Consider the following 3,099-nt stretch of genomic DNA (forward strand, 5'->3'; position numbering starts at 1 on the left):
AAATCCGCAGCTTCGGTTATCAGTTTGAGCCCCGTTACATCTTCCGCGCAGGACGACTCGACCAGTGAGCTATTACGCTTTCTTTAAATGATGGCTGCTTCTAAGCCAACATCCTGGCTGTCTCGGCCTTCCCACTTCGTTTACCACTTAACTGATCATTTGGGACCTTAGCTGGCGGTCTGGGTTGTTTCCCTCTTGACGATGGACGTTAGCACCCACCGTCTGTCTCCCATGCTCGCACTTTCCGGTATTCAGAGTTTGCCATGGGTTGGTAAGTCGCAATGACCCCCTAGCCATAACAGTGCTTTACCCCCGGAAGTGATACATGAGGCACTACCTAAATAGTTTTCGGGGAGAACCAGCTATCTCCGAGTTTGTTTAGCCTTTCACCCCTATCCACAGCTCATCCCCTAATTTTGCAACATTAGTGGGTTCGGACCTCCAGTGCGTGTTACCGCACCTTCATCCTGGCCATGGATAGATCACTCGGTTTCGGGTCTACGCCCAGCAACTACAGCGCCCTATTCGGACTCGCTTTCGCTACGCCTCCCCTATTCGGTTAAGCTCGCTACTGAACGTAAGTCGCTGACCCATTATACAAAAGGTACGCAGTCACCCCTTGCGAGGCTCCCACTGTTTGTATGCATCCGGTTTCAGGTTCTATTTCACTCCCCTCCCGGGGTTCTTTTCGCCTTTCCCTCACGGTACTGGTTCACTATCGGTCGATCATGAGTATTTAGCCTTGGAGGATGGTCCCCCCATCTTCAGACAGGATTTCTCGTGTCCCGCCCTACTTGTCGTACGCTCAGTGCCACCATTCAGTTTTCGTGTACGGGGCTATCACCCACTATGGCCAGCCTTTCCAGACTGTTCCACTAACTCAACGGCTAAAACGTACAGGCTCTTCCATTTTCGCTCACCACTACTCACGGAATCTCGGTTGATTTCTTTTCCTGCGGGTACTTAGATGTTTCAGTTCTCCGCGTTCGCTCTACCCACCCTATGTGTTCAGGTGGGAGTGACCCCTTAGGGCCGGGTTTCCCCATTCGGACATCGCGGGATCAAAGCTCTATTGCCAGCTCCCCCGCGCTTTTCGCAGGCTTACACGTCCTTCATCGCCTATGATCGCCAAGGCATCCACCAGATGCACTTACTCGCTTGACCCTATCATTTCAAAGGCCTTGCGCACTCGGTTGTCCGGTACCTCTACCGTACAACCGTCGATACATATTTCTACCCAAAAACATGAATCCTAACGAGAACGTTGCCGTCCTGGTCACGATCCACTTTTTGTATTTCGGCTTCTTCAGTTTGTTAAAGATCAATGCGCATAAAACGCTAATCACAAGGCTCCACGAGCATTCTGATTACCATTCCACACGCTTGGAACAACCGATAGGCTGTGAGTACCAGGTCAAACCTGTCTCTAGAAAGGAGGTGATCCAGCCGCAGGTTCCCCTACGGCTACCTTGTTACGACTTCACCCCAGTCATGAAGCATACCGTGGTAAGCGGCCTCCTTACGGTTAGCCTACCCACTTCTGGTATCCCCCACTCCCATGGTGTGACGGGCGGTGTGTACAAGACCCGGGAACGTATTCACCGCAGCATGCTGATCTGCGATTACTAGCGATTCCGACTTCACGCACTCGAGTTGCAGAGTGCGATCCGGACTACGATCGGTTTTTTGAGATTGGCTCCACCTCGCGGCTTCGCGACCCTCTGTACCGACCATTGTATGACGTGTGAAGCCCTGCTCATAAGGGCCATGAGGACTTGACGTCATCCCCACCTTCCTCCGGTTTGTCACCGGCAGTCTCATTAGAGTGCCCAACTTAATGATGGCAACTAATGACAAGGGTTGCGCTCGTTGCGGGACTTAACCCAACATCTCACGACACGAGCTGACGACAGCCATGCAGCACCTGTGTTACCGCTCCCTTTCGGGCACTGCCAAATCTCTTCGGCATTCGGTACATGTCAAGAGCAGGTAAGGTTTTTCGCGTTGCATCGAATTAATCCACATCATCCACCGCTTGTGCGGGTCCCCGTCAATTCCTTTGAGTTTTAACCTTGCGGCCGTACTCCCCAGGCGGTCAACTTCTCGCGTTAGCTTCGCTACCAAGGATTCAAACCCCCAACAGCTAGTTGACATCGTTTAGGGCGTGGACTACCAGGGTATCTAATCCTGTTTGCTCCCCACGCTTTCGTGCATGAGCGTCAGTGTCATCCCAGGGGGCTGCCTTCGCCATCGGTATTCCTCCACATCTCTACGCATTTCACTGCTACACGTGGAATTCTACCCCCCTCTGACGCACTCTAGCCGAGCAGTCTCCAATGCCGTTCCCAGGTTAAGCCCGGGGCTTTCACATCAGACTTGCCCAACCGCCTGCGCACGCTTTACGCCCAGTAATTCCGATTAACGCTTGCACCCTACGTATTACCGCGGCTGCTGGCACGTAGTTAGCCGGTGCTTATTCTTCAGGTACTCTCATCCCCACGCATTATTCACACGTAGGATTTGCTCCCTGACAAAAGTCCTTTACAACCCGAAGGCCTTCTTCAGACACGCGGCATGGCTGGATCAGGGTTGCCCCCATTGTCCAAAATTCCCCACTGCTGCCTCCCGTAGGAGTCTGGGCCGTGTCTCAGTCCCAGTGTGGCGGATCATCCTCTCAGACCCGCTACTGATCGTCGCCTTGGTGGGCCTTTACCCCACCAACTAGCTAATCAGACGTCGGCCGCTCGAATAACGCGAGGCCTTTCGGTCCCCCGCTTTCCTCCTCAGAGCGTATGCGGTATTAGCACAACTTTCGCTGCGTTATCCCCCATTATTCGGCACGTTCCGACGCATTACTCACCCGTTCGCCACTCGCCATCAGGCCGAAGCCCATGCTGCCGTTCGACTTGCATGTGTAAAGCATGCCGCCAGCGTTCAATCTGAGCCAGGATCAAACTCTTCAGTTCAATCTCTAACTAATTTCGTACTTTGGCACGCAAGGACTCGAAGAAACCCGAAGGTTACTTTCTGTCTCTTGCAGTGCAAGTGTCGGCTCTTCCCGGCACTCACACCTATCGGTTGTTCTGTTTGTTAAAGAGC

2 rRNA genes (1 of these 2 running past the window's edge) are annotated in these 3,099 nt (G+C 53.0%); both read right to left on the bottom strand.

The window, feature by feature from the left end:
* Positions 1-1,164, bottom strand: a 23S ribosomal RNA gene (locus DFP86_RS19110); it reaches 1,804 nt to the left of the window's first position.
* 266 nt (positions 1,165-1,430) lie between these two features.
* A 16S ribosomal RNA gene (locus tag DFP86_RS19115) occupies positions 1,431-2,966 on the bottom strand.
* Together the 16S and 23S rRNA genes form the textbook arrangement of a ribosomal RNA operon.
* Positions 2,967-3,099 lie beyond the last annotated feature (133 nt).

It is taken from the genome of Paludibacterium purpuratum, assembly GCF_004363805.1.
Taxonomy (GTDB): domain Bacteria; phylum Pseudomonadota; class Gammaproteobacteria; order Burkholderiales; family Chromobacteriaceae; genus Paludibacterium; species Paludibacterium purpuratum.